Below are 19,962 nucleotides of genomic sequence, written 5' to 3'. Positions count from 1 at the left end.
GTTCAGGCCCCACCTGGCGCCTGTCACTCCCTGTCACCCGCCGGACGGAACCATGCTCGCCCTCAAGATCTCCGTTTACTCGGTCGTTTTCTTCTTCATCGGCATCTTCGTCTTCGGCTTCCTGGCCAGCGATCCCAGCCGCACCCCCAGCCGCAAGGACCTCGAAGACTGAGGGTCAGTGGCTCCAGGTGGGGTCACTGAACCAACCCACCTGAGCGGAGCACCAGCCTCTGCGGGGGCATGGCAGGATCGGCCGCGGTCTTGGAGATGTGGTGCCCTCAGCAAGGCTTATCCGGTGGACCATCGGGCTTGTGGGCGCGGTAACCCTGGCGACACCGGCGGTGAGCCGGGCCCAGACCCTCGAGTCAGACGTCCCACCTGCCCTTCAAAGCGGTGCGGACGTCAGCAGTGGCGATCCGCTCGTTCCGAGCGCGCCGCAGCACAGCACCGCTGCTGAATCCGGGGCTGCCACAGCCGAACCATCTGGCCTTGAACCGACTGGCGCTGCACCGACTGGCCCCGAACCGCTCGGGTTAAAACCCGCTGAGACCGATCCGCCTGCGGCGGCGGCCAGCGACCCCGCTCCTTCAGGCCCTGTCACCAGGACCCCGCCCAAGGAACTGGGGATCAGCGCCGATCAACAGGGGTTCGACGTGGTGATCAACCGCTACGTGGCCACCGGCAAGGCCAAGGCCGTGCTGGCCGGTGGCCGGCTGATGGCGGATCGGATCGAATACGACACCACCACCCGCACCCTTTACGCCACGGGCAGTGTTCGCTTCTGGCGTGGCCAGCAGTATCTGCAGGGCAGCCTGTTCCGCTACGGCCTGATCGAGGGCGAAGGGGAGATGGAGGACGTCTACGGCGTTCTCGACCTCGAGACCAGCCTCGAAGACCTCGACATCGAGCAGCCCCCCTCCCAGCCGCTCCCTGAGCCCGAGCCGATCGCCTGCCCCACGCTGCTGCCCGAGATTCCCGACTGGCACCCCCACCCTTGGAGCGCCACCCTCTGGGGCGGGCAGATGTTCCACTCCGATTTCGGCCAGACCTTCTTCGGACAGGGGGTCTTCCGGCCGGAGCGGGTGCTGGGCGCCGGGCTGCAGAAGCGACTGATCAAGGCCGGCCCTTTCGCGCTTGAACTCGATTTCAATGCGCTCGGGCACTGGGCTTCGGCCCAGAAAGGCGGTCGTTACCTCGGACCTTTCACGTCCGCGGAGGTGGCCAACCTCTCCACCTCCGCCCAGACCTTCGGCGAGTTCACCGGCGGCATCGGACTGCGGGCCTGGCTCCAACCCTGGCTGAGCCTGGGCTTCGTGCAGGGGGTGAGCCTGAACACCAACCTCAGCAAGTACGAGGACACCTACCGGGAGAAGTCGGCCCGCTTCCTCAATTACCTGGGTTTCGAGATCGAGGGCTCCTTCTCGCCTCAGTGGTCGATGGTGGGGCGGATTCACCACCGCTCCGGCGCTTTCGGCACCTACAACGGCGTCAGGGAGGGCAGCAACGCCTACCTGCTGGGCCTGCGCTATCGCTTCGGCGGCGATCCACCGCCCGAGGGGGATCCGCAGGCCACGCTGCGTCCGGCCAAGGGCTGCCCCAACCGTGGAGCCGAGCCGCCAGATCGCCCCCGCTCCCTCCCAGAAGCGCTTGAGCAGGTGGCCATGGGCGGTGAGGCACAGGTGCCGGCGCAAGACCCGTCGACGTCAGACAGCCGGGCTGATGGTGCCCAGAGCACCCCGGCCCGGCGTCCAGCGTCGTTCCGCGCCATGGGCGAGCAGGAGCGTCAGCGCGCCGCCGCCGCCGCCGCCATCGAGCAGCGCATCTCCGGGGTACAGCAACGGGAAGGTCTGGTGATCGAGCGCCGTCGTCAGGGCGGTGGTAACGATGATGTGGCCACCGATCAGGACAGCGACTTCGGACCGTCCCGCCCACCACAGGTCAGGCGGCTTAGCTCGGAAAAGACTCCCCAGGCTGTACAGGGCACCCTGACCCATCTGCGCTATCAGGCGGCCAGGATCGTACTCACCGCCAACGGCTGGCGCAGCGACCGGGCCAGCTTCAGCAACGACCCCTTCACGCCGGCCCAGTCGTGGATGGATGCGGATCAGGTGGTGGTCAACCAGGATGCCAACGGCGACCTGCTGATCACCTCCAGACGCAACCGGCTGATCCTGGAAGACCGCCTCGCCATTCCCGTGACCTCGCGCACGCGTGTCCGCAAGCAACAGGAGGTGGAGAACCGTTGGGTGCTTGGGGTCGATCAGGAAGACCGCGATGGCATTTACGTGGGCCGCCGCCTGCGGCCGATCCGCATCGGCGAGAAGGGAACCCTGCAACTGGAGCCCCAGTTCATGCTCGAGCGTGCCTACCAAGGCACCACCGACAGCTATCCCATCCCAGGCGGCCAGGCTGGTGGCCCCACGGTCAGCCAGGACAACACCCTGGGTGATCTGTTTGGCCTTGAAGCCCGGCTGAAGACGCAACTGCTGGGTTTCGACACCAGCTTGAACCTCGACATCTCCACCTTCAATCCTGAGAACATCTCCAACGGCACCCGCAGCTGGGGCCAGCTGGATCGCAACATCAATCTCCCCCTGGTGGGCTCCACCACGGCCCGTCTCTTCGGTGCCTACCGCTTCAGGATCTGGAATGGATCCCTCGGTGAGCAAGACATCTATTCGGCCTACGGCGCTTCCCTGGAGAAAGAAGAGACCCTCCCCAACTGGGGCAAGCTCAGCAACCGCTACTTCTGGCGGGTGGGCCTTGGCAACTACCAGAGCAATGAATTCCTCAGCAACGGAGAGGAATCCACGAATTTTGCCCAGCTCTGGCGTGCTAACGCGGTGGGATCACTCAACAGCTCTCTGCAGCTCTGGCGTGGCCGTGCCCTGCCCTCTACGCCGAATGGGGCTCTGCGCTATTCCCCTGAGCCGATCGTGCCTGGCCTGGCCCTGAACACCAATCTTTCGGGGAGCCTGGCCTATTTCGGCGACGGCACCTACCAGAACACCTTCTCGATCTCCGGTGGACCCACCCTCACCCTGGGGCACTTCAACAAGCGCTTCTTTGATTTCACCCAGCTCACGGTCACTGGCGGCATCACCCTGCGCAATGGCCTCAGCCCCTTCGGTTTCGACGCGGCGGTCGATCTGGGCACGGTGGGTATCGGGCTCACCCAGCAGATCGCCGGTCCGCTGCTGTTCAACGGGGGGATCGGCGTCAACGTGGACCCCTCCTCACCGAACTACGGCGACTTGACCGGGTCCTACGTGGAACTGCGCTGGCAGCGCCGTGCCTACGCCTTCAGCGTCTTCTACAGCCCCTATGAGGGCATCGGCGGGGTGCGGCTCCGCCTCAACGACTTCGGCTTCAAGGGTACGGGGGTGCCCTTCGCTCCCTTCCGTCCCCAGCTCAGTGGGGCTGGCGGACCAGGCCGAACCCCCTTCTGAGCCTCAGGCCTGGGCGGCGATGACCAGCTCGCTCAGTGAAAGCCGTTGGCGTAGGGCAGGGCCCCCAGGGTTCGGCTGAGTTCGGCGTGGTGGGAGAGCAGCTGAGCGGTGGCATCCCACTGGCCCGTGGTCAGCATCTGCAGCGGCCCGGCGGGAAGTTCCAGAGGCCAGCGCTGGCCGTAGCCCTCGAGGGTGGCATCGGCCAGGGTTAAGCAGAGGGGCGCGGTGGGGGCGGCCAGGGCCGCCTCCTGCAGGGCGCGCATGGTGTCGTGGCCGGCCGTCAGGCAGGGGAGGCCGAGCGCCAAGCAGTTGCCGTAGAAAATCTCGGCAAAGCTTTCGCCCACCACGGCCCGGATGCCCCAGCGCATCAAGGCCTGGGGGGCATGTTCGCGGCTGGAGCCACAGCCGAAATTGCGGTTGACCAGCAGCAGCGAGGCCCCCTGGTGCTCCGCCCGGTCGAAGGCATGGGCCCCGGCCAGCTCGGTGCGGTCATCGGCGAAGGCCCCTTCAGCCAGTCCCTCGAAGGTGACGCACTTGAGAAAACGGGCCGGGATGATCCGATCGGTGTCGATGTCATCGCCGCGCACCACCACAGCGGTGCCGGTGACGCTGGCGATGGGGCCGGCTGGGAAGGGCCTGGGGGGCAGGGAGCTGCTCATGGCAGGAGGCGGGGCACGGAACCGGGGCAAGGGGCGGATCAAGGGGGAGACCGGCGGCGGCGCTCAGCCCACCGGCACCTGGAGGGGCACGAGGGCAAGGAGGTCGCGCACATCGCTCACCCGACCGGTGACGGCGGCGGCGGCCACCATGGCGGGGCTCATCAGCAGGGTGCGGCCGGAGGCGGAACCCTGGCGGCCCTTGAAGTTACGGTTGCTGGAGCTGGCGCTGATCTGGCGACCCTCCAGGCGGTCGGGGTTCATCGCCAGGCACATCGAGCAGCCAGGCTCGCGCCATTCGAAGCCCGCCGCCGTGAACACGGCATCGAGACCTTCGGCCTCGGCGGCAGCCGCCACCTGCTCCGAACCCGGCACCACAAAAGCTTTGAGGCCCGGGGCCACCTGACGACCCCGGGCCACGGCAGCCGCCGCCTGCAGGTCACTGAGGCGACCGTTGGTGCAGCTGCCGATGAAGCAGACATCGATCGGGACTCCGGCGATCGGCATGCCGGGCTGGAGGTCCATATAGCGGTAGGCCTCCTCCGCCAGCGGACGCTCATCCACCGGGGTATCGGCCAGGCTGGGCACCGACTCGTCCACACCGATGCCCTGACCTGGGGTGATGCCCCAGGTGACGGTGGGGGCAATCGTGCCGGCCTCGAAGACCACCTCGTCGTCGAATACGGCCTCAGCTCCGCTGGCCAGGCTGCTCCACCACGCCACCGCCCGATCCCAGGCCGCTCCCTCGGGGGCAAAAGGCCTGCCCTGGATGTAAGCGAAGGTGGTGGCATCGGGGTTCACATAGCCGCAGCGGGCGCCCCCTTCAATGGCCATGTTGCAGAGGGTCATGCGCTCCTCCATCGAGAGGGCCTCAATGCAGGATCCAGCGAATTCATAGGCGTAGCCCACACCGCCCTTCACCCCCAGGCTGCGGATGATGTGCAGCACCAGATCCTTGGCGAACACGCCTGGCTGCAGGCGGCCCTCCACCAGGATGCGGCGCACCTTGAGCTTGTTCATCGCCAGGCTCTGGCTGGCGAGCACATCCCGCACCTGGCTGGTGCCGATGCCGAAGGCGATCGCGCCGAAGGCCCCGTGGGTGGAGGTGTGCGAGTCGCCGCAGGCGACGGTCATACCCGGCTGGGTGAGGCCCAGTTCCGGGGCGATCACGTGGACGATGCCCTGGCGGCCGCTGCCCAGACCGTGCAGGGTGATGCCGTGCTCGGCGCAGTTGCGCTCCAGGGTGGCGAGCATCTCCTCGGCCAGGGGATCGGCAAAGGGCCGTGCCTGGGAGGTGGTGGGCACGATGTGATCCACCGTGGCCACGGTGCGCTCGGGGTGACGCACGCCCAGGCCCAGGTCGCGCAGGGCGGCGAAGGCCTGAGGGCTGGTCACCTCATGGATCAGGTGCAGGCCGATGAACAGCTGGGTGGAGCCTCCAGGCAGCTCCGCCACGCAGTGCCGGTCCCAGACCTTGTCGTACAGCGTGCCGGCGCTCACCGTGTCCCCACAACCAAGACACACCAGCCTAGGTCCGGGGGGCCTGGCCATCGGTCTGGGTCTGGGCCAGCAGACGCAAGCGCAGGCGGTTGAGGGCCTCACCGGCGCTGACCACCTGGATCCAGTCGCGGCTGCGGCCAGCGCCGAAATGCACCCCCTCACTGGTGCTGCCCTGGGGCCCAGCCAGGGCGATGTGCACCAGCCCCACAGGCTTGTCGCGGCTGCCACCGCCCGGGCCGGCGACGCCCGTGAGGGCCAGGGCCCAGCTGCTGCCGGTGACCCGCCGCGCCCCTTCGGCCATGGCGATCGCCACCGGATCACTCACCGCCCCATGGGCCTCGAGCGTGGCGGCAGGCACCCCCAGCAGGCCTTGCTTGACGGAATTGGCATAGGCGATCACCCCCCCGAGGAAGGCATCGGAAGCACCGGGCACCGCCGCCAGGGCCGCGCCCAGCCCACCACCGGTGCAGGATTCTGCCACCGCCAGCGTCTCCCCGCGCCGCCGCAGCAGCTCCAGGCAGCAGGAAGCCTGGCTGTCGTCATCGACGCCGTAGAACCAGGCCCCCAGCCGCTGGCGCAGCTCAGCCTCCAGCGGGGCCAGAAGTGCCTCGGCCTGGGGGAGCGTGGAGCCCTGGGCCGTGATCCGCAGCTTCACCTCACCGGTGCCGGCATAGGGGGCCACGGTGGGATTGGCCAACTCCAGCAGGTCGGCCACCTGCTCCGCCAGTCGCGATTCCCCCGCCCCCCAGAAGCGCAGGATCCGGCTGGCGAACACCCCCTCCGCCAAGCCCTGTCCCCGCAGCCAGGGCGCCGCGGTGGCGGCCCACATCGCCCGCAGCTCGGAGGGCACTCCGGGGAAGGTGAGCAGGCTGAAACCGGGCCTGGGGCTCCAGATCATGCCGGGGGCCGTGCCAAGCGGGTTGGGCAGCACGGCCGCTCCCACAGGCAGCAGGGCCTGCTTGCGGTTGCTCGGCGAGGGGATGCGGCCCAGGGCCGCGAACTTGGCCTGGATGTCGCTCCACACCTCAGGGCGCTCCTCCAGCGGGGTGGAGAAGGCGGCGGCCAGGGCCTCTGTGGTGAGGTCATCGGGGGTGGGTCCAAGGCCACCGGTACAGATCAGCAGCCGGCAGCGGCTGGAGGCCTCCCGCACCATGGCGATCAAGCGGTCGCGGTTGTCGCCCACCACCGACTGGCGGTAGTGGGGCAGCCCCAGGCCCGCCAGCTGCTCCGCCAGCCAGCGGGCATTGCCGTTGAGGATGTTGCCCAGCAGCAGCTCGGTGCCGATGCAGAGGATTTCGCTGCCGCCGCTCTCAGGGCCTTGGATCAAGGCTTGGGTCACGGCCGGCATCACAGGGAACGGAGTTGGAGGGGGCCGCCACTGAGGCGGAAGCCGAAGGCCCTGGGGAAACCGCCGATGTGCTGTCAACGGCGGAATCCCCCGGCAAGCGGCGCTGGCGCCTGGATCCCATCACGGCGCCGATCAGCACGGCGGTGGCCAGTGCCAGCCAGAGGAAGCGCAGCTCCACGTTGGCCGCCACCAGGGCCAGGGCAGCCAACCACTGGGTGAAGGCGTAGATCAACAGCACCGTGCGGCGATGGCTGAAGCCGGCCCGCAGCAGCCGGTGATGGAGATGGCGCCGATCGGGATAGAAGGGGGAGTGCCCCTCGCTGAGGCGGCCCATGATCACTGCTGACATGTCGGCCAGGGGTAGCGAGAGAATCAGCAGCGGGAACAGCAAGCTCACGGTGGTGAGCCCCTTGGCCGGACCGACGATGCTGATCGCCGCCAGGGCAAACCCAAGGAAATAGGAGCCACCATCGCCCATGAAGATGCGGGCGGGGTTGAAGTTGTGGCGCAGGAAACCGAGGCAGGCGCCGGCCAGCGCGGCGGCGAGCAGGCCGGCGGCGCTCTGCTGCAGGCTGAAGCTCACCGAAAGCAACCCCACCGCGGCGATGCCACCCACGCCGGCGGCCAGGCCGTCGAGGCCATCGATCCAGTTGATGGCGTTGGTGATGCCCACCAACCAGATCACCGTGGCCAGCAGGCTGAGGCTGTCGGGCAGGGGAAAGGCCAGCGACGGCAGACCGAACCATCCCAGCGGCAGATCAATCGCTCCGATGCGCACCCCCTCGCTCCAGACCACCACCGCCACCGCCACCTGACCCGCCAGGCGCGGCAGGGGTGGCAGCGCAAAGAGGTCATCGGCCAGCCCGATTACGAAGTAACAGAGAGCGCCGGCCAGGGTGGTCCAGATCAGCTGGTCCCGGTCCGGGGTCAGGGTGCCGAACCCCCCCAGGGCCCAGGTGATCGCCAGGGCCAGGGAAAAGCCCACCACCATGCCGATTCCCCCCAGCCGCACCATCGGGATGTCGTGCTGCTTGCGCGAATCCGGGGGATCGATCAGGCCGTAGCGCAGCCCCATGCGACGCACAATCGGCACCACCAGCGCCGTGAGCAGCGCTGCGATCACGAGGGTCAGGAAGGCCGCAGCGAGCGGACTGGAGGCCATGCTCACAGGCCGCTGCCGAGGATCGGGTTGCCTCTGCTGGGCAACGCTGGTGGCAACGACGCGGGGGGTGCCATGCAGAGACCGGATCGAGGACTCAGCTTAGGCAGTGGGAGTCAGGCCGGCTGGGGGATGCGGCTCGGCCCATAGAGCGGATGGCGCGCGCAGAGGGCACGCACCCGCTCGCGGCAGCGCAACTCGATCACGCTGTCCTCGGGGTGGAGCAGCCGATCGGCGATCACATCGGCCACCTCGACGAAGTCGTCGGCATCGAAACCGCGGGTGGTGAGGGCGGCCGTGCCCAGGCGCAGACCACTGGTGACGAAGGGCGATTCCGGATCAAAGGGCACGGTGTTCTTGTTGGCCGTGATATTGACCTCGCTCACCAGCAGGTCGGCCACTTTGCCGGTGAGACCGATCGAGCGCAGGTCGAGCAGCACCAGGTGGTTGTCGGTGCCACCCGACACCACGGCGATGCCCCGCTCCTGGATCCGAGTGGCCAGGGCCTGGGCATTGCGGATCACCTGCTGGCTGTAGGTGCGGAAGGAGGGCTGCAGGGCCTCACCGAAGGCCACCGCCTTGGCGGCCACCACATGCTCCAGGGGACCCCCCTGGCTGCCGGGGAAGACGGCCTTGTCAAAGCGCTTGCCGAACTCGGCGTCATTGCAGAGGATCAGCCCGCCGCGGGGACCCCGCAGGGTCTTGTGGGTGGTGGTGGTGACCACATGGCAATGGGGGACGGGGCTGGGATGGGCACCCGTCGCCACCAGGCCGGCGATGTGGGCCATGTCGGCCAGAAGGAAGGCGTCGACTGAATCGGCGATCGAGCGGAAGGCCGCGAAGTCGATCGTGCGGGGATAGGCGGAGTAGCCGCAGATGATCAAGCGGGGGCGGTGCTGCTCGGCCAGGGTCCGGATGGCGTCGTAGTCGAGCTGCTGGGTGTGGGGATCGACGCCGTAATGGACCGCCTTGAACCACTTGCCCGAGACATTCACCGGCGAACCATGGGTGAGGTGACCGCCGTGGGAGAGGTCCATGCCCAGGATCGTGTCGCCGGGCTGGAGCAGGGCCAGAAACACGGCGAAGTTGGCCTGGGCTCCGCTGTGGGGCTGCACGTTCGCCCAGGCGGCCCCGAACAGCTGGCGGGCCCGGGCGATCGCCAGCTCCTCGATCGCATCGACGTGCTCACAGCCGCCGTAGTAGCGCTTGTGGGGCAGGCCTTCGGCGTATTTGTTGGTGAGCACCGACCCCTGGGCCTCCATCACGGCCCTGGAGGTGAAGTTCTCGCTGGCGATCAGCTCCAGATGGCTCTGCTGACGGTCCAGCTCACGACCGATCAGGGCGGCGATGGCGGGGTCCCCGGCCGCCAGGGACTGGTTCAGGGGCGTACCGGTGGCATCCACCATGGGATCGACAGCAAGGCGCGAGCTTCCCATCGTAAGAAATCACCCTGTCGAGAACCCAGCCAAGAAAAAACCGCCCGATGTCGGACGGTTGACAAGCGCGCCTGGAGAGATTCGAACTCCCGACCCTCTGATCCGTAGTCAGATGCTCTAATCCGCTGAGCTACAAGCGCATGCCAAGCATTCTCACCGCACGGGGGGGCCATCCGTCAACTGTTGCCGGGGCACAATCGAGCCCGCCATCGCAGCCACTGCGTCTCCCTTCCCCCATGCCGATCCGCTGGTACGGCCCCGCCGACCCCGCCGACCCCACCTATTGCCACTACGAGCGGGTGGTCAACCTCTGCCTGCACGGCGGCCTGTTCGCCGCCGTGAACACGGGCCTGTGGTTCGTCCAGGGGCTGCGCCATCCCTGGGTGCACCTGAGCTGGCTGAGCCTGGCCTGGGGGGCGCTCTGGCTGCTGCACCTCATCATCGTGTTGCGGCTGCGGCCACGAACCCAGCCCCTCGACCAAGGTGAAGCCTGAGCGCGCACCACTGCAGTGAGCCTGACGGCAACGGAACTCGAGGAGCTGAGCCTGGCCCTGGCGGACCGCCTCTACATCCAGGTGGCCAGCTGGCATCTGTACCTGGGCGACGCCGGTCTGGCCAAGACCCTGGCGATCGAATGCGCCGCCCGCCTCGATCAGGGCCCAGAGGTCTGCGCCCGCCAGGCCCTTGAAGCGGTACAGGTGCCGATCGGCGGCGGCTCCAGCCGCCTGCCCCTGGCCCGCCTGCTACCCCCCGGGCAGTTGCGCGACCTCGAAGACATCCTTGACGCCATCGGCGACTGAGGCCCCAAGGGCGCGCTGCCGCGGCTGAAGAAGCGCGACAGGGCCGGCCTGGGAGATGGGCTGCGAATAGGGTTCAAACCCGTTGCAGGCGTTGGATGCTGGTCATCGAGGTCACCAATGCCCGAGAGGTGGTCCGGCAGCGCATCGGACCCCTCGGCGGCCGCTTGATCGGCAAGGTCGTCGACGCCGAGGCCCAGGTGGAGAAGGCGCTGATCCAGGAACTGGAGACCGCCTTTCGTGAGTTCGGTATCGAGGCGCGGATCTTCTCGGTGGATGGCCCCCAGATGCTCGGCCGCAGCCACCTGGAGATCCCAGTGCAGGTGCGCGAGGAGCGCCGGGTGACCCTCAGGAACCCCGACTGAGACGCCCGCGCACCTGCAGAACCAGATCGCGGGCCTCGGGCACCCCCGCCCAGGTGGCGATCAGGCCGTAGAGCGTCAGCCCCAGGCCGGCACTCAGGGCGCACTGCAGCAGCTGGCCCAGCAGTCCGCCTGGCCAGGCCACAAGGCTGGAGAGCACCCAGGCGGCCAGACCCCCAGCCAGGGCGGCCAGCAGCAGCCAGAGGCTGTCCCGGCCCCACACCCGCAGGGGCAGGCCCCCAAGTCGCCGTTGCAGCGCCAGCAGCAATCCCGCGCAGGTGAGCACATTCACCGCCACCGTGGCCATCACCAGCCCGGCAGCGCCGAAGTTGAACGCCGGTAGCTGGAGCCCCCAGGGGGTGGGTCCCCCGACGAACAACCAGCAGAAGATCACATTGAAGCCGATCCCGGCTAGGGAGAAGCGGAATGGCGTGGTGCCATCACCCAGGGCATAGAAGACGCGCACGATCACATCACGGCCGAGGTAAGCGGGCATGCCGATCCCGTAAGCGATCAGAAGGCTCGTCACCAGCTGGGCCGCACCCACATCAAAGGCCCCCCGCTTGTAGACCAGGCCCACGATCGGACCGGCCAGACCCACCATCAAGGCCCCCAGCGGCAGCATGCTGGCGTTCGAGAGCATCAATCCCTGGCGGATGCGGGCCAGCAGTGCAGACCGGTCGGCTGGGGCCGTGAGCCGGGCGAACACCGGCAGAAGCGGCACGAGCAAGGCGTTCGAGATCAAGCCCAGCGGTGTCTGCACCAGCAGGTTGGCGTAACCCAGGCCGGCCGCCGCACCCACCATCCCCGAGGCAAAGAACAGACTGGTGAACACATTGATCTGGAGCATCCCCGAGGAAAGCGTGGCCGGACCCATCACCTGAAGGACCTCCTTGACGCCAGGGTGGTGCCAATCCCAGACGAGCTGGAACCGATTCAACCCCTCCTTCGCCAGGGCGGGCAGCTGGATCAACCACTGCAGCAGCGCACCCAGGGTGGTGGTGAGTGCCAGCACCACGCCGCCGATCACCGCCGTGGCGGGCAGGGTGATCGCCGGGCCCAACTGCCACCAGAGAATGCCGATGCCGCCGATCATCGCCACGCTCGACACCAGCGGGCTCACCGACGGCAGCCAGAACACGTCGGCGGCATTGAGAGCCCCGAAGCCCAGGCCGATCAAGCCCGAAAACAGGGCCATTGGCGCCATCCAACGTAACTGCAGCACGGCGATGGCGTGGCGCTCGTCCCCCAGCCCAGGCCCCACCAGGGAGATCAACGGGTCGGCTGCGACCACCAGCAACAACGTCACCGCCAGCAGGCCAACCCCCACCAGGGTGTTGATCGCCGCCAGCACATGGGCCCCCTCCTCGCGGGGACGGCGGGCCAGCACGCTCACCATGGCGCTGTGGAACGGCCCGTTGATGCCCCCCAGCAGGATCAGCAGGAAACCGGGCAGCACGTAGGCGTAGTTGTAGGCGTCGTAAGCAGCTCCCACCCCGAAGGCGGCGGCGATCACCAGCTGTCGCAGCAGACCGGCCACCTTGCTCAGAGCCGTGGCCAGCGCCACGATCAGGGCGATGCGCCGCAGGGATTTCGCCATCCAGTCAGGCCGTTGGGCCCCATCCATCGGGGGATTCTCCTCCCCGCCGCCCGCAGAGAGACCCACCGACCGAGCGGCACCATGGACGCCTGAGCCGGCACCCCCTGGCCAGCCCTTGACTCGATGCCGGATTTGAAGCTCTTCCCCAGACCCGCCGGCACGCTGATCCTGCCGTTGCAGAACCTGGTGGAGGGGGTGCTGCTGCGCCGCTACAAGCGTTTCCTGGCGGATGTGGAACTGGCCAACGGCCAGGTGGTGATCGCCCATTGCCCCAACACCGGTCCCATGACCGGTGTGCTCCTCCCGGGCGGGAAGGTACGCCTGCGCCACGACCCCAGGCCCGAGCGCAAGCTGGCCTGGACCTGGGAGCAGGCCCTGGTGAGCGGCAGCGACGGCGAGCCCTGCTGGGTGGGGGTGAACACGATGCTGCCGAACCGGCTGGTGCGGGCCACGATCGAAGCGGGCTGCCTGCAGCCCTGGATCGGGCCGATCGGCTCGATCCGCGCCGAGGTGGCCTACGGCGAAGGCCGCCGCAGCCGGATCGATCTGCTGCTGAGCCCGACCGCCGATGCCGCCGACCCACGCCCCATCTACCTGGAGGTGAAAAACACCACCTGGAGCCGGGGGGAGCTGGCCCTCTTCCCTGACACCGTCACCGAGAGGGGCCAGAAGCACCTCCGGGAGCTGATGGCCCTGGGGAGCGAAGCCCGGGGCCTGCTCGTTCCCTGCCTGAGCCGCGCCGATGTGACGAGCTTCGCACCGGGGGATTCAGCCGATCCCCTCTACGGGGAGCTGTTTCGGGAGGCCCTCTCGGCGGGGGTTGAGGTGTTGCCCCTGCGCTACCACTTCAGCGCCGAGGCCGTGAGCTGGATTGGAGTGGCCCAGCTGATCCCCAGGGACCCCGAGGGACCTCAGTAAGCGATCCGATCAGAAATTGTGTAGCAAATACAACCAGCATGTGGTGCGGCAGCGTCCATCTTTGCCGGGTACCTACGCCCTCGGGCGTGATCCCCCCTCTCTCACTACAACTCTGTAGGACGTTCCGATCCATGACAGTTGCTCCTCACACCTCTGGGGGACGCCGACCGCGGCTTCTCCAGGAGGCGAGTCTGCTTGAGGCTCCCGAATTGCTGCTACGCAGCGTTCGCGGGCTGTCCAGTTCCCGCACACTGACCTGGCTGGCCTGTGTACCCCTGGCCCTTTTCGGCCTCGGAGTGTTCAACCTCTCCGCCCACGCCGCCGAGCTCCCTGAACTCACGGCTGCGTTTCTCGCCAATAACCTCTGGGTGCTGATTGGGGCGATTCTCGTTATTTTCATGAACGCCGGGTTCGCGATGGTGGAGGCCGGACTCTGCCGGTCCAAGAATGCCGTCAATATTCTCGCCAAGAACCTGATTGTTTTTGGGGTCGCTGTCACCGCCTATTGGTTGGTCGGCTATTCACTGATGTACGGCAATTCCATTGCCGGCGGCTGGCTGTTCTTCAATGGACTGTTCTTCGATCCAACGGTGACGGCCGACATGGTCAAGGAGGCCAAACTGGTTCCCAGTCTTGATTTCCTCTTCCAGGCTGCCTTCGCAGGAACCTCGGCGACCATTGTTTCCGGGATGGTGGCTGAGCGGATCAAGTTCACACCGTTCGTTCTGTTCTCAGCGATCAAGTGCGGCATCATCTATCCGATCGGCGCGGCCTGGATCTGGAACTCGGCAGGCTGGCTCAAGCAGCTTGGTTTCATCGACTTCGCCGGCACCACAGCCGTGCACCAAATGGGTGCATGGGGCGGCTTGGTTGGAGCCATCATTCTCGGCCCCCGGATCGGTAAATTTGTCGGGGGCAAGCCTCAGGCCATTCCTGGTCACAACCTGTCGATCGCCACACTGGGAGCCCTGCTCCTCTGGGTCTGTTGGTATGGGTTCAACGGCGCATCTGAGTTGGCGTTCAATCAGAACGTTCCTTACATCTGCGTCACCACCACCCTCTCCGCTTCAGCAGGAGGCATTGCCGCCACCATTGTTTCCCAGCTCAGATCCGGCAAACCGGACCTCTCGATGACCATCAACGGCATCCTGGCCGGACTGGTGAGCATCACGGCTGTCTGCAACGACATCTCCATGCCTGCCTCCTGGATCGTGGGCGCCATCGGCGGCACCTTGGCGGTCTTATCGGTCAGCTGGGTCGACAGCCTCAAGATCGATGATCCGGTGGGTGCCTGGTCCGTTCACGGCACCTGCGGACTCTGGGGAACACTGGCTGTAGGTGTCTTTTCCACCAAGCATGGACTGTTCACTGGTCACGGGTTCGGCCAGATCGGCCTCCAACTGGTCGGAGCCTTCGCCATCGCCGCTGAAGCCATCGTCACAGGCATCATCGTCTGGAATCTTCTGGCCGTGATGTTTGATGGAATCCGTGTTCACGAAAAAGAGGAGATCACGGGCCTGGACATCAGCGAGCATGGCATGGAGGCCTATCCAGATTTCGCAACTACGAGCCACTGATTTATTGCACAATTCTTAAGTTCCAAGCCCATGCCATTCGGCATGGGCTTTTCTATGTGTAGGCAGGGTCTGCCGTCAGACGCCCTTCAATTCAGTCAGACGGGCGAGCATGCAGACTCAAGCAGGTTGAATTCATCCTGGACGAACATCAGGATTCCCACCAGTTAGGGTCGAGAAGATTTTCAGCATCTGGTCGATCAGCTGATTCGTCTGCGCCTGCCTGACCTCCTGACTCAAGCTGGTGAGCTGGGCCCGGCGCTCACTCACTAGCAGAGCAAGCTCTTCCACCAGCCTGGGATTACCTTCAAGCACGGGCCTGAGGTCATCGCGTTCCACCTCCAGAAGCACGCATTCCTGCAGTGCACGGACGCTGGCACTGCGGGGAAGGTCACTGAACACACTCATCTCCCCGAAGATCGCTCCGACTCCCAGCTGAGCAACCGTCTTCGTGCTCCCATCACCCATCCGCTTGATCACTTCAACGCTGCCGCGGACCAGTTGAAAGAGAGCGTCTCCTCGGTCGTCTTCGACGATGATCGACTCTCCCACCGCGTAGCGAAGACAACGGGTCAGCGGCGCGATCTTCTCCAGTTGCCCGGAGCTGAGATGGGTAAACAAAACATTCTGCCTGAGCAAGTCGAGTCGAGATGGCAGGTCGTAACCGGCGGGATCATCAATCGCGGCCGGCCTGGCCTTCGGGCGCAGTTCACGAACCGGGTAGGGGAGGGTTCTGCCGGCTCGCTCAAGCGCATACCAGATCTGGGCCAGCAACTGCCCCCTCAGGACATCAAATCCATTGTCCGTAGGGTCTTCTTGCCAGACCTCCAGCTCATAGGTGATCGCATGATCCGCATAGGCATACACAAAGGCTGTCGGCTCCGGGTCACTCAAGACAAGGGGATTGGCCCTGGCCACCTGGGTGAGCACAGTCGTCGCCTTCTCCGGCGGGAGATCAAGATCGAGATTGAGATGAATCTCACGCGCGATCGGACCTCTGGGACCGAAGCGTCGAATCTCAGTACTCCACATCTTGCTGTTGGGCATGGTGATCAGAGCCCCGTGAACGTGCTGAAGGCGGGTGCTCATCAGCGTCAGTGAGACGACCCACCCCTCAATCCCATTCCCTGCACTGATGAAGTCCCCCTCCTGGAACGGGGAATCGACCTGCAGAACGATTCCGGCAAAGAGGTCCTTGAGAGACTCCTGAGCCGCCAGACCGATCACCGCTGTCAGGATGGCGGAGGTGGTGACCAGTCCCACCACATTGATCTTTGCCTGTTCCTGCAGGACTATCACGGTGATGACTGCAGCGACCAGCAACATTCCAAGATCCCGCAGGATCTTCGGTGGCCGCGGCCACCAGGCCAGGGAACTGGGCACCTCCAGGGTGCACCAGACCAACAACTGGAGAGCCGCATAGGACTGGCTTAGCAGCAGCGCACTCGCTAGCCAGGGGCGTAAGCGCAGGACGACCAGCGAATCCGGCAGGCTCGAGAGGATCAGCCAGAGCCAGATGGCAACGCTAGGCAGCCGCACCGGAATCAGGGGAATACGGCGCCTGTTGCTCACCAGCCGAACGGTGAGCAGCACAATCTGCAGCCCAATGGCAATCGCTAGATTGGACAGGATGGCCATCATGAGGGATGGATTCTAAAACCCCCTGTGCATCAGTGGCAGGCGAGCTTGCTCTTGCAAAGCCATCCTAGCCAGACCTGGCTGCTGAAAACGGGTTCAGTGCGTTACAAGGAAGACCACTCAGATCAATGCAAAATCTGACGATCCACACGCACACTGAACTCACGATTCAGGTGCCTGCTCGAAGCCGTGTGATTTCCTCTCTCCAGGATGCAACGAGCGGATCGGCAGCTGGATCCTTTCCATGGTGACTGAGGCGCCATTTTCGGATTGCAAGCTCATTCTGGGCATTCACGATCGAAGCCGACAGCGACTTGCTGATTCCCTGGATCCGACGAGTGTGCAACATCCGATCAGCCAGAACAGCTTGATACTCCTGCAACGTAATCACAGGCTCAACCTCATCTACCAGCTCATCTCGGATCACCTGCCGCTCCCATTCACCGCTCCTCCAGAGCATCAGGCCTGCAAGGGCCACGAATGGAAATGACCAAAAGAAACTGATGTAGCCACCCGAAAGTAGAAGTGCCCAGAAGGAGGGGTTGGAGAACAGGTCAGATCCAGGGCTGAACGGTGCGACAAGACTCTTGCCGACGACTGAAACAGCCAGAAAGATCGTCAGGAGCCCCATCAGGCTTCCTGTGATGTGGGCCAACAATCCGGTGAGCCAACCAAGAACAGGAGCCGCAATTCGCTGCCAGGGAATCGCCGACTGGCGAGCGAGACCCAGACCCATCCCAAACAGGCCGGTGTAGAGAGCGTGGCCACCAAAGCCCATCAAGGAATGGTGGGTGACTAGATACTGCCACCACGGCGCCACTCCAGTCTGGGCATAGGCCTTGGCAAGATAGAATGAGGAATCAATCAGATTATAGCCAATTCCAATTAATGCCCCATAGATAAATCCATCTCGGACGCCGTCGAATTCGGACTTAAGCAGAAGAAACACGACGAACACACCCAGCCCCTTTACAAACTCTTCGATTGCCGGTGTTAGCAACATCGCAGCAAAGGTGGGTCCCGAATTCTGTGTCACCTGCCTCAGGATATCGGAGTGGAGCGAGGCGAGTTGAGTTGCCTTTGGAAACAATATTCCAGTGACTGGGGATGCAATGCCGGTAGCTATGAGAGCTCCCCAGAGAAACATCACGATATAAAGCCATATCGATTCCCGCTCACGACGGTCCAAGAACCATAGAGCCGCAAAGGGAATGATCGACAGCAATCCGGACACCAGCAGAGCACGCAGAAACACACCCAGGGAGCTGGGGGCCAGGCTCATCAGCTGGAACTTGACGAGGACAATCAGCGAGGCCTCGGCAAGAATTGCCAAAACAATCGCGATCAGCCGAGCCACTCTCGGATTGCTGAGCGGCGAATCAAAGAGAAACCGGCTTCCAGCTGCAATCGACATGGAGGGGTCAACAGATGAAGAGGTCTGAGGGTTGGGGCGATCTGGCCGATGACGCAATCCTGAGCAGATCACTGACCGGCGATCAGACCGAACGACAAGCCAGGCCAGGCCAGGCGCCGATAATCGACAGGCCGGAGAGCCACTCTAAGCCAATCTTGCAAATTCCGAACGACTAAAGAGCGAACTGCCGCACTACTTCACGCAACCGACGGAGGCCCGGATCAACGCGGCGCCGGGCCAGGTCGATCCCGGCGTGACTTGCGAAATTACCGCAGAACTACACCATTTCAGGTAGGCACCGGTCGGCAAAGACACCCACATAGAGAGATGCAGCTCCACCTCACGGATTTTAAGATATGAATGAGCCCAGTCTTCGGAGCACAAATAATAACGAAATACGAAGCCTGCTCCCCTTGGTTGCCGGCACAGGGTCAAAAGAAGCCCCTTTCCAGCAGAGCCAAGCCCGCCGTGATCGTGATGGTTGCCGTCTTAACTCTGGCAAGTCTAGAGGCCGCAGTTGAATCCAGTCTGAAGTTGACTACCGTCCGGCTGCTGGTGAAGTCCATGAGCACTCCAACCAAGGTGGCGTCCAGATCCAACAGGCGATAGCGCTCATCTGAGCAGATGGAGCACTCAGCCAGCTCGAAACGACGTGGGTGTCCGGACCATGCGGGCCAGAAAGCTGACCACGACCTCAGCGCCCCCCAGCCTGGAATGTCTGAAGCTGATCGTCGCACCGTGATTGTCCGCGGCAGTACGAACCATGAACAGACCCAGACCGAAGCCTCCTGGATTTGAGCTGCTCAACAGGAGCTGATCTGGCCCCCTGGGGTTGGGCAGAAAACCAGGGCCACTGTCAGCGACCCGAAGTGCCAGGCCGCCTTGTGGCCAGAAGCCGGCGGGTCGATCAGGAAAGGCACTCACGAGGGCGGCCGCCATGACTCCTGGCAGAGGGGGCTCCAGCGTCGCGTGAGAAGCCCAGGCCTGCAGCAGGCTGCAGGCCTGGGTACCGTCCACTGAGAAGTGCTCGTTACTGAGCAAGGGTTTCACCTCCTGTGCCCACATCAGCTTCTCCAGAACCTTGCCCATCACCTGCTCGCTCAAGAGCCGGTCTCTGTTCTTGGTAAACGTGGTGGGGTGCCAGATCGGATCGTCGGGGCTCAAGCCCACGAATCATCGAATCATTAGATTGTAGTGGAGCTGCTCCAGCAGCAGGCGCTCCGAGCGGATCCCGTAGAACGCCTGCAACAACGAGGCCAGCAGCAGTTGCTCCGGCGGCACCGATGGGCGACCTTCTAAGGCATACAGCTCACAGAAGGTGGGATTGAGTCAATCCAGAGCCTGATTCGCCCGCCTCCGGATCCTCCGGAGTGGATGGCTGGCCGGGATCCGCTCCTCGATCAACAGGTAGGTGAACAGGGAGCCACTGCGCTCCTGCTGACCTCGCATCACGACTTGGGCAGTTGCCCCATTTTCGCAGAGGTGGCAGGGTTTTTCAGCAAACTCCTAAGGAAACATCTCCGCCAATCAGCTGCCCTCACCGCGACGAGGGACGTCCTGCCGGTTTGCCAAGGGGCTGGCAGGCAGCCTATCTCCGCGAGGCCGACACGCTGTGAAAAAATTAACACCCATGCAAGACCTGCTTACATCAGCAGGGCTTCAATCCGCCTGACTCACCAGACGAAGCGCCGCCACAGAGACATCCCTCGGTGGATCACAGCACGACACCTCTTCCGCGCAGCAAAGAACAGGCCCTACAAAGGTACCCGCATAGTGTTCTTGGCTGTGACTGTGACTGTTGCTACACATCCCTACCGCAAAGCGTGTAAAAAGCTTCTTGACCACTGACTCAATCCCCTTGGGACAATTTGACGGTCAGCCGCTCAGGGGATCACCCTCAGCTCTCGCCACAGTAGACTCCGTCCGATTAAGGAACCCCTGAAAAACCCGCTAAAATCAGTCCAGATCTAGTACTGAGACTGGAACGGATGGCCGACCCTCTCCAGCTGGGCTTCACGGACTACGAGCAGACCTACGCCAAAAAGAGGACGCGTCGCCAGCGCTTCTTGGATGAGATGGAGACCACGGTTCCCTGGGAGGCGTTTCTGGCC

General features: G+C 64.6%; 16 protein-coding genes, 1 tRNA gene and 1 pseudogene. 7 read left to right on the top strand and 11 right to left on the bottom strand.

Annotated features, from left to right (window positions below; translation table 11 throughout):
- Positions 1 to 52 precede the first annotated feature (52 nt).
- Positions 53 to 172 carry a photosystem II reaction center protein I gene (locus KBY67_RS06590; RefSeq protein WP_006172424.1) on the top strand — a complete coding sequence of 40 codons (120 nt, stop codon included), beginning with the start codon at positions 53 to 55 and terminating at the stop codon, positions 170 to 172.
- Positions 173 to 269: 97 nt separating this feature from the next.
- Positions 270 to 3,449, top strand: a complete 3,180-nt coding sequence (locus KBY67_RS06585; protein ID WP_399214058.1) for a DUF3769 domain-containing protein — start codon at positions 270 to 272, stop codon at positions 3,447 to 3,449.
- Positions 3,450 to 3,481: 32 nt separating this feature from the next.
- Here KBY67_RS06585 and KBY67_RS06580 read toward each other — a convergent pair whose 3' ends face one another.
- From KBY67_RS06580 to KBY67_RS06555, 6 genes are all read right to left on the bottom strand, one after another.
- Entirely contained in the window at positions 3,482 to 4,108 is a 627-nt protein-coding gene (locus KBY67_RS06580) for a 3-isopropylmalate dehydratase small subunit 2 (protein ID WP_255110018.1), read from the bottom strand.
- A gap of 63 nt (positions 4,109 to 4,171) precedes the next feature.
- Positions 4,172 to 5,605, bottom strand: a complete 1,434-nt coding sequence (leuC, locus tag KBY67_RS06575; RefSeq protein WP_255110016.1) for a 3-isopropylmalate dehydratase large subunit — start codon at positions 5,603 to 5,605, stop codon at positions 4,172 to 4,174.
- A gap of 28 nt (positions 5,606 to 5,633) precedes the next feature.
- Positions 5,634 to 6,944, bottom strand: coding sequence for a competence/damage-inducible protein A (locus tag KBY67_RS06570; protein ID WP_399214055.1), 1,311 nt, complete (start codon positions 6,942 to 6,944; stop codon positions 5,634 to 5,636).
- A complete protein-coding gene (locus KBY67_RS06565) occupies positions 6,916 to 8,121 on the bottom strand; it encodes a glycosyltransferase family 4 protein (RefSeq protein WP_255110012.1) in 1,206 nt (401 codons plus the stop codon). The genes KBY67_RS06570 and KBY67_RS06565 overlap by 29 nt, the downstream gene beginning before the upstream one ends.
- 107 nt (positions 8,122 to 8,228) lie before the next feature.
- Complete coding sequence (gene glyA, locus KBY67_RS06560) at positions 8,229 to 9,518, bottom strand: serine hydroxymethyltransferase (RefSeq protein WP_255110010.1); 1,290 nt, start codon at positions 9,516 to 9,518, stop codon at positions 8,229 to 8,231.
- A 96-nt stretch (positions 9,519 to 9,614) separates the two neighbouring features.
- A tRNA-Arg gene (locus tag KBY67_RS06555) sits at positions 9,615 to 9,688 on the bottom strand.
- 96 nt (positions 9,689 to 9,784) lie between these two features.
- Here KBY67_RS06555 and KBY67_RS06550 point away from each other — a divergent pair.
- The 3 genes from KBY67_RS06550 to KBY67_RS06540 all read left to right on the top strand — a co-directional run bounded on the left by KBY67_RS06550 (position 9,785) and on the right by KBY67_RS06540 (position 10,710).
- Entirely contained in the window at positions 9,785 to 10,042 is a 258-nt protein-coding gene (locus KBY67_RS06550) for a hypothetical protein (RefSeq protein ID WP_255110008.1), read from the top strand.
- A 15-nt stretch (positions 10,043 to 10,057) separates the two neighbouring features.
- On the top strand, positions 10,058 to 10,348 hold the full coding sequence (locus KBY67_RS06545; RefSeq protein WP_255110006.1) for a DUF3181 family protein: 291 nt from the start codon (positions 10,058 to 10,060) through the stop codon (positions 10,346 to 10,348).
- A gap of 95 nt (positions 10,349 to 10,443) precedes the next feature.
- Complete coding sequence (locus KBY67_RS06540) at positions 10,444 to 10,710, top strand: cytochrome-c oxidase (RefSeq protein ID WP_255110003.1); 267 nt, start codon at positions 10,444 to 10,446, stop codon at positions 10,708 to 10,710.
- On the opposite strand, the gene murJ is transcribed toward KBY67_RS06540, so the two are convergent.
- A complete protein-coding gene (gene murJ, locus KBY67_RS06535) occupies positions 10,694 to 12,307 on the bottom strand; it encodes a murein biosynthesis integral membrane protein MurJ (RefSeq protein WP_255110000.1) in 1,614 nt (537 codons plus the stop codon). The two genes, KBY67_RS06540 and murJ, sit on opposite strands and share 17 nt — an antisense overlap.
- A gap of 123 nt (positions 12,308 to 12,430) precedes the next feature.
- On the opposite strand from murJ, the gene sfsA reads away from it, so the two are divergent.
- Together sfsA and KBY67_RS06525 are read left to right on the top strand one after the other, a co-directional pair.
- Positions 12,431 to 13,225: a DNA/RNA nuclease SfsA gene (gene sfsA, locus KBY67_RS06530; RefSeq protein WP_255109998.1), complete on the top strand. Its 795-nt coding sequence runs from the start codon at positions 12,431 to 12,433 to the stop codon at positions 13,223 to 13,225.
- Between the two features lie 131 nt (positions 13,226 to 13,356).
- Complete coding sequence (locus KBY67_RS06525; protein ID WP_255109997.1) at positions 13,357 to 14,802, top strand: ammonium transporter; 1,446 nt, start codon at positions 13,357 to 13,359, stop codon at positions 14,800 to 14,802.
- Between the two features lie 132 nt (positions 14,803 to 14,934).
- Here the strand turns inward: KBY67_RS06525 and KBY67_RS06520 are convergent, their stop codons facing one another.
- The 4 genes and pseudogenes from KBY67_RS06520 to KBY67_RS06510 all read right to left on the bottom strand — a co-directional run.
- Entirely contained in the window at positions 14,935 to 16,437 is a 1,503-nt protein-coding gene (locus KBY67_RS06520; RefSeq protein WP_255109995.1) for a mechanosensitive ion channel family protein, read from the bottom strand.
- Positions 16,438 to 16,606: 169 nt separating this feature from the next.
- Positions 16,607 to 17,851: a PrsW family intramembrane metalloprotease gene (locus KBY67_RS06515; protein ID WP_255109993.1), complete on the bottom strand. Its 1,245-nt coding sequence runs from the start codon at positions 17,849 to 17,851 to the stop codon at positions 16,607 to 16,609.
- 633 nt (positions 17,852 to 18,484) lie between these two features.
- Positions 18,485 to 18,790: an ATP-binding protein gene (locus tag KBY67_RS14915; RefSeq protein ID WP_399214078.1), complete on the bottom strand. Its 306-nt coding sequence runs from the start codon at positions 18,788 to 18,790 to the stop codon at positions 18,485 to 18,487.
- Positions 18,791 to 18,808: 18 nt separating this feature from the next.
- A pseudogene (locus tag KBY67_RS06510) lies at positions 18,809 to 19,300 on the bottom strand (transposase); the annotation flags it as partial.
- Positions 19,301 to 19,962 lie beyond the last annotated feature (662 nt).

Origin of the sequence: Synechococcus sp. RedBA-s (genome assembly GCF_024345495.1) — a bacterium.
In the GTDB taxonomy this organism is placed as follows: Bacteria; Cyanobacteriota; Cyanobacteriia; order PCC-6307; family Cyanobiaceae; genus Regnicoccus_A.
Note: the sequence above shows the minus strand (reverse complement) of the source record. Positions and strands in the feature narration are given on the sequence as shown.